The sequence below is a fragment of the Paraburkholderia sp. BR14374 genome, assembly GCF_040948685.1.
GTDB lineage: Bacteria > Pseudomonadota > Gammaproteobacteria > Burkholderiales > Burkholderiaceae > Paraburkholderia > Paraburkholderia youngii.
The window spans coordinates 1-7,518 of sequence record NZ_JBFPKF010000059.1 but is presented as its reverse complement, the minus strand read 5'-3'; the positions used below and the strand labels follow the sequence as shown (position 1 = coordinate 7,518).

Here is a 7,518-nt window from a genome sequence, read left to right as displayed (position 1 = left end):
CTTCCGCCGACTCGCAAGAGACTACGAGCGATTGCCCGAAACTCTGGCTGGCTTGCACTTCGTCGTCTTCTCCGTGCTTATGCTTGTTCACTTTGCAACCCTTAGCAAAAGTGCCTAACACCCTCTAAGAAAAGCCTTTTCAGCTGGGTGCCGCAGATCCAGCTCTGCAAGCGGCGCCGCCGGCGCCGCAATGATCACCTGAATAATTTGCTGCAGGTTGAGCAGCATTCTGGAAACGAGCTCGTCGGAGAATAGCTCAGTGAAATAGGACATCTGCAGATAGATGCCGTCCCCCTCTTCCTGACAGTAAAGAGTGAGATCGTACTTGGTATAACCGTTTTCCAATTCGCGTGCGACAATTGACACATCGTGCTGCCCCTCATAAATCAGCTCTGCCTTCTCCGAATACTTGTTGAACATCACCTGGAATACGGGGGGAAAATTGCTTCCACGTACCACGTCAACTGTTTCCAACATCCGACTGAATGGATATGCCGCGTTGAGGGCAGCACCGATGACAGTTTGCTGCGTCGTGGCCAGATGTTCGATGAATGACTTGTCAGGATCCATCTTCGCCCTTAGCGGCAACATGTTTAGGAAGAACCCCAGCAGGTGTTCCGTACCTGACTGTTCGCGCACTACATTCGGAGTGCCGACGATGATATCGTCCTGTCCGCTGTACTCTCTCAATAAAACGTAAAAAGTCGTCAGTAACACGCTGAAAAGCGTGGTGCGATTGTCCGCAGCGAGTTCGCGAAGTCTGGACGCCGCGAGAGCCGGAATTTGTATGGCGTGTGACTTACCGGTGTAACGCATCCGCCTCGGACGAGGCTTATCGGAAGGCAGGGTCAGCACCGGCAACTCACCCGACAGCTGTTGTGCCCAGTATGAGCGCTGTCGCGCCCAGCAGTCCGATCGAAACTGCTCAGACTCCCATTTCGCGAAATCTCCGAACGAAATTTCGGCTTTGAGACCGTCCTCTGAAGTGACTCCCGCCTGGTAAAATTAACGCAGTTTGCGCACCATCACCGAAAGCGACCACGCGTCCATAATGATTTCATGCGTGGTAAAGATGACAACATGCCGGTCGGAGCTCTCTCGTACTAGTAGTGCGCGATACAGTGTGCCTGCGGCGAGATCAAAGGCCGGTTGAAACTCGCTCGCCTTCAGTTCAGCCAACCTGGGGGCAGGATGGTCGCCGCAAAGGTCTATAAAGCGCAAACGACCGTTCGGCGGTGAATCGAAGGTCAAATATGGATTGCCGCTCTTTTCGACGAATCGGATGCGCAGTGTGTCGAAGTACTGCACCACCGCATCCCAAGCCCGACTAAAGCGATCCCGATCAAGCTCTCCGCAGCATTCGAGCGCCGTTTGCAAGGTATAGTTGGATGCTGTTGGATCAAGCTTCCACAAAAACCATAAGTGTTTTTGAATGTGGCTGGCCGGAACCTCTCCGCCCTCATCACGGCGACTGACGACAATGGCGGGGAGCGACTCATGCCCATCCTCTTTCTCGGCCAGGAGTTCGGTCAACTCATCTACTGTGCAATGGTACAGGTCAATCACAGAAACTTCGCAGGCGAATTCGCTCCGAATACGGTTGATCGCAAGCATGGCGCGCAGCGAGTCACCGCCCATCAGCAAAAAGTTGTCGTTTCGCCCCAGCCGGTCTAGATGTAGTATCTCGGCTAAGAGCCTGCACAACCGAACCTGAAGACCGTGAGCGGGCTCCAGATATTTCACATCGGACAAAGGACGCAAATTTTCTGGAGAAGGCAATTGCTTGTAATCAAGTTTGCCATTGGCATTTAATGGTAATTTCGCCAACTCGAAGAAAAGATCGGGCAGCATGTAGTCAGGCAACTGACACGACATGTGTTCGCGTAAAGCGCTCCGTGTAACCTCCTCTCGAAGCTTGACGAAAGCCACGAGGCGCGGAAGTCTTTCCGCTTCCCCTGGACTAGTCAGTGTTTCCCTTGCCGTCAGTTTCACCCGATTGTCAGCGGGATAATGCACCACTACGGCCGCGGCCTCGACGGCAGCATGTAACCCCAACAAACCTTCCACTTCGTTAAGCTCAATACGGTAGCCACGCAGCTTGACCTGGCGATCTGCTCTTCCGAGACACTCCAGCAAGCCATCCTCACGCAGCCTCACGAGATCACCAGTCTTGTATAATCGATCATATCCGCGCTTATCGCTGAAAGGGTTAGCCACAAAAGCCTGCTCGGTACGCGCGTCGTCGTTAATGTAACCACGTGCAACGCCAACGCCGGCTACACAAAGTTCGCCTACGTCACCTGACGCAGCAAGCGTCAGCGCCGCAGCATCTGGCCTGACCACATAGATTTCCAGATTGTCTATCGGTTTCCCGATTGGCATAAATGCCTGACCTTCCGCCGGAGAGTTAGAGATCAGTGCATGCGTGACACCGTCGGCACATTCAGTTGGTCCATAATGGTTGAGGATGGGAATAGACGGGTACATCGCCAGCCAGCGTCGGCATACGTCGGGCGGCAATGCCTCCCCGACGGTGGAAATCCGGCGCAGCGCCGGCATTGCGCGTGCATCGATCAATTCGACTTCGGCCACAAACGAGCGTAGTAGCGACGGCACAAATTGAATGACTGATACTTGGCATTTGCGCAACTCAAGCAGCAGCCTCGACGGATCGCATACGACGTCTCTATTAATGATCCGCGTGCACGCCCCCACTTGCAGCGCCGCCATAAACTGCCACAGAGAAATGTCAAAACAGTGCGATGCGGTCTGCGCCACCTGGTCAGTTTTACTGATCTCCAGATCGTGTACTTTAGCGTGCAAGTGATTGATCAAGCTCCGCTGTTCAATCATTACGCCCTTTGGGTGACCGGTGGTACCCGAAGTAAAAATGACGTAGGCATGATCACTACCTTTGCCTCTGGGCCCGGCAAAGGCTGCGCTCGATTCTTGCGCTTCCTCAATATCAAGAAGCACTAGTTCCGGTCTGGTTGTCTGCAAATATGCCGCCTGTTCGAAGGAGTTACGGGCGGTCAGCAGCAGGCGGCATTTACTCTTCTCCAGCATGTAATCCAAGCGTTCCGCTGGATACTGGCGATCAAGCGGCATATAGGTACCGCGAATCTTAAAAACGGCAAGCATCGCAGCCAATAGATCAATTCCTCGCTCCATCAACACGCCGATGACGGGCGCCTCGCGGCCACAGCGCTCGGTCAGCGCCATTGCGATGCGGTTGGACTGCTCATCAAGCTCCCGATACGTTACCGACTCGCTACCATGCCTCGCTGCTATATGTTGCGGATAACGCCGTGCCGCATCACAGAAGTAGTCCACTGCCAATAGTGTTTTCATTTAAACGTCACTCACTCGCCTAAGTGCTTGAATTAACCGACCCTATACTGAAAGCAGCTCTCTCGGCGGGCGACCGCGCAAGTATCCGTGGAATGATCGCCGAAAGGTTCGTTGCGTTTGGGTTGGATAACAGGCTAACTCGCTATCTTAAGATATCGAAAATCACACCTTCTTCGCATTCTGTACATATTCAATATATTGATATCTATTCAATTGGGCGTGTCACTTGCTCTGCTAAATTGAACCGCATTTTCATGCGGCCACCAATGCAACGGCCAAGAGCACTGGTTACCATTAGAATCCGTACCCATAACCGCGAAAGATGCGGCTGGCGTAGGCCACGTCACTACTCGCTTGCGTCGGGTAACGGCGTTATATCGCGCCAGCCCCGCAGTTCTTCCCGATCCTCTGAGCGCGAGTTCCTGGCACGCTTCCGAAACGGCCACGCAGCGCTCACTGGCAAAAAAAACAGTATCGCGCTCGTGATGAAGGCTTTCGGATCATCGGAAATAAGCGAGCAATCGTGGGAGACCCGGTGCGTGATCTGTTCATCGTTAAGGTAACCGTCCTCAATCACAATCACGACCTGAGCTCGAGCAAGCGATGTCAGGTGAAGAAGGGAAATATGCAATAAGTCGTAGCAAGAAATTCACTTGATACAGGTTTTCGAACTGTATGCTGCAATATTAAAACCACGGTAAAGCGCCCGAAGAATTGAAGTATGCTTCGGCACTCGACGCTCCTGTAGCATAAGTTCAGAACTATTCAACAGTCACATCATGGGTTAGGAGGTGCGACGAACTCTGCTGGTCGTCCTGACCGTCGCGTTGATGTCGGTCCTCCATGCTGCTCACTTCGCCGCACAGCTTCATTCTGTGCAGAGCCCTTGATATCTTTCTTTGTGAGATACATCGTTCGTCGGATTGCACAGCAACGCAGGAAAAAACTTCCTGCTCAGGGAACGGAATGGAACTGGTGATCCAGAGCGCCGGCTCGTTAATAACGCGTAGCGCGGCACCTTGAGTGGACGCCGCAATAGAATGTCGACTATCATTTTTTGCAGATCTTGTCTGTGGTTCGTGAGGCTTTGGTGTGGTGTTCACGCTTCGTTACCTCCAGCTTCAATTTCCCCGCGACAGCAGATGCAATAGTTGAGCCAACGCCACGACACACCTGAGAGATATCTCCCAACACATTGCTGATCGGGATGACTGATGGGAACTTACCCTCCAAAACGCTTGCGGGAACTTCCGGCAAATATCGTTGGTGGGATTTACTGTGTTGCATATCCGACAATGTTGGATGTGCAACACCACGGATTGCCGCGACGAGGGCCGACCAAAGCGGCGAACTTACTGACGAGTGCATCAAATAGTGCATAGTTGGCTCCGCGGCATACCGAACGTGCTTTTCTTGAACAGTTTCCGGATCACGTGAGGCTCTCATTTGCCGACGATGCAAATGAGCGTTAATGGAATGGCCACCCCCCACCCAGCGGCATGGATGTGCCAAATCTGGGTCCCCCCATCTTTGCAACCCTGATTTTCGATGGCGAGTTGGCTTGCCCAAATCTATTCGGCGTCGTTTTGGGGATCGCTCCCCGCGCCACGATGAGATCCGCGCCTGACGATCCTTAACAGTGGGTCGGCTTCGAAAGCCTGTTTGGCACGGAGGTTCTTCGTCAGGCAGGTATGCCGTTCACGTCATCAATTTTCAGTCGTCGCAAAACCAGTTGGGTGAGTGTGATCAATAAAGACGAGGCCGTGCTCGTTCAGGCCGGACGGATGAAGCCGGCGTCGAATGTGGTTTGGCGCGCAACAACTGCCCAGGCGGTTCGGGCCAGCTTGTTGGCCAGTGCACACGCCACCACGTTTGAATGCCGTTGCGCGAGCATTGCGCGAACTCAGTCCGCTAGGCGGCCGGTTCCCCAGAGTAGATGTGTGATGCGAACAAGGCCCCTCCGCATCGGAGGAGGGGCCTTCCTTCACGTGTGGTTCGTTACGGTTTGGTCGTAAACGACATGATGACTGTTGGGCTGTAGTAACCGTTGTAGGCTTGCAACGAGACCCAATACGTGGTGTCGCGCTGCAGGTTGTTGAAGGTCCAGCTTGTCGCGCCGAAGCCGGCGCTCGTGCCAGCAAGCGCGTTGCCTGCGTAGGCGTTTGCCCGGCTTGCATACAACGCCGTGTACACGCCCGCATGCGGAACGTTGCCGTCGAAGACAGGCTGGATGCCTTGGTCAGCGATGGCGAACGTCACCGTGGCGCTGGTGGAGGTGGTGCTCACCTTTACATTGCTCGGTGCGCGTGGATCGTGCGATACCGGTGTAACGCTGGTCGACACTGGCCGCGCTGTAACCCTTGGCGTTGTATTCGCGCACACGCACGACGGCAGGTACGCCATTGGCAGGACCATCGATATAGCCGGTGGTGGCGCTCGGCGGCAGCGCGACTGAGACCGAAGCTCTTGCCGTTCTGCGTGGCGGTGAGCATGTAGCCTTGTTCCACCGGATTTACCGGCTGTCCGGCCCAGGTCACTTGCACGTTACCGTTGCCGGCAACCGAGGCGGTAATGATCGGCGAAGCAGGTGCGCCTACGGCGGGCGTCGGTAGCGGCAGCACCTGGTTCGAATTGTCGCCGGCATAGGTCACCGTGGTCGGCTTCCAGCTATCGCTGCCGGCAAGGTACGTATCCGCCTGCAATGCGTTGGCTTCCGCTGTCGTCAGCGAAACGTTGCTCTGCGCCGAAACATTTTCGCGCTGGCTGAGATCGAAGGGGTTCCAGTTGCCGCTGGCATCTTGATAAAGCGATTCGTACTCGCGATACGTGGATGTAGGCAAGTTGTTGGTGCCACCCTGCGAAAGCGGCAGCGGGATGAACTCGATCCACCCTTGCGAAGCCACTTGCGCACCCATCTTGGAATTGACGAAACAGGTGGCGGCATACGCACCCCACGGACGGCCCAGCCACACGTTGGTCTGGTACGGGCTGTCGAACAGCAACTGCGAGTTGCTGATCACGAAGCCACTGTCTTCCGTGGCGCTGGCGCGATTCTGTGCGGTGATGGTGGCCTCCCCGTTGAGAGCACCGTGCACCTTGGTCTTGATAAAGCAATTGTCGAACACTGCCTTGCCGTTACCGAAGATGTAATCCACGTAGCCTTCGACATAGCAGTTGTTGAAATAGGCACGCTTGTCGTTGCCGACGCAGAGTGTGTCCTGGCCGCCGAGCAGACGCACGGCGCGGAACACGGAGCGGTCGGCGATATCGAACAGCGCCACGGCCTGTCCGTTGTTTTGGAAGTTGGGCGCTTCGTAGTCCGCGTTGTTCTGAATGGTGAGGTTGCTGGCGTAGAAATTCGTGCCGCTCACCCTGCCGGTGTAGCTGTTGCCGGTACCGAGCGCTTTGCCATTGGCGCCAACATTTGCGGAGTAGTCATCGTTGGTGACCACCACTTGCGATGCATCTTTGCCGGTGCTGATCAGCGCGACATTGGGCTGCGTGACGTTGACCTTTTCATGATAGGTGCCCGGACGAATCTGGATGACGGCGCCCGTCGACGTCACCGCTGCCAGTGCAGCGTTGATGGTCTTGTAAGTACCGCTGCCGTCTGCGGCCACCACCAGCGTAGGGTGGTTGCCGAGAATGACGCAGGGATCGGGGCCGGTGCACGGTGTGCCGTCGATACCCGGGCGGTCACCTGCAAATCCCATGAGGTACTTGACCGTGTCGGCCGCCAGGTCGGTGATGACGAAATGGAAGTGCATGGAGTCGTGCCAGAACTCGCGGAATGGGCGATGATCGGCGCAACCAAGTCCTGCACTGGTCAAGTTGGTGGTGGTGGCTTCGCCGCATTCGTTGGATTTCATCGGTGGCGTTAGCGGACCGCAGGCACCACCTTCCCAATACGTACCTGCGTTGCCGCCGGTGAGATTGGTGGGATCTTGGTTGGGGGTGGATACCTTGCAAAGCTCTTCAGGGACGTAGATGCCAATGTTCAGGCCGGTGTTCTGCAGGTGGCCGATGAGGTCGTCCTGACTGTGATTCATGCTGCCCTTCAGCGCTTTCAGGCTGGCTTCTGGCGCCAGCAGGTTGTTCTGCTGATTGTTCCAGTTGACCCAGTTGTTCCAGTCGTTGAGCGCCCAAGGTTTCGCACCACCGCCATCA

3 protein-coding genes and 3 pseudogenes are annotated in these 7,518 nt (G+C 55.3%); 1 reads left to right on the top strand and 5 read right to left on the bottom strand.

Annotated features, from left to right (window positions below):
• A pseudogene (locus AB3X86_RS37450) lies at window positions 1-118 on the top strand (IS5/IS1182 family transposase); the annotation flags it as partial.
• Here AB3X86_RS37450 and AB3X86_RS37445 read toward each other — a convergent pair.
• The 5 genes and pseudogenes from AB3X86_RS37445 to AB3X86_RS37425 form a co-directional block, all read right to left on the bottom strand.
• Window positions 115-3,351: pseudogene (locus AB3X86_RS37445) on the bottom strand (amino acid adenylation domain-containing protein). The pseudogenes AB3X86_RS37450 and AB3X86_RS37445 overlap by 4 nt on opposite strands.
• Before the next feature lie 1,050 nt (window positions 3,352-4,401).
• A complete protein-coding gene (locus AB3X86_RS37440; RefSeq protein ID WP_368599815.1) occupies window positions 4,402-4,731 on the bottom strand; it encodes a hypothetical protein in 330 nt (109 codons plus the stop codon).
• 391 nt (window positions 4,732-5,122) lie between these two features.
• Window positions 5,123-5,275: pseudogene (locus AB3X86_RS37435) on the bottom strand (IS110 family transposase); the annotation flags it as partial.
• A 74-nt stretch (window positions 5,276-5,349) separates the two neighbouring features.
• The gene (locus AB3X86_RS37430) at window positions 5,350-5,637 is read right to left on the bottom strand and encodes a hypothetical protein (protein ID WP_368599814.1); all 288 of its coding nucleotides are present in this window, start codon (window positions 5,635-5,637) and stop codon (window positions 5,350-5,352) included.
• Window positions 5,638-5,639: 2 nt separating this feature from the next.
• On the bottom strand, window positions 5,640-7,518 hold a 1,879-nt coding region (locus AB3X86_RS37425), incomplete at its 5' end, for a pectinesterase family protein (RefSeq protein ID WP_368599813.1).

Excerpts from the sequence above, each read along its gene's own strand:
- AB3X86_RS37440 (WP_368599815.1), bottom strand. The coding sequence starts at position 4,731 with ATGCACTATTTGATGCACTCGTCAGTAAGTTCGCCGCTTTGGTCGGCC.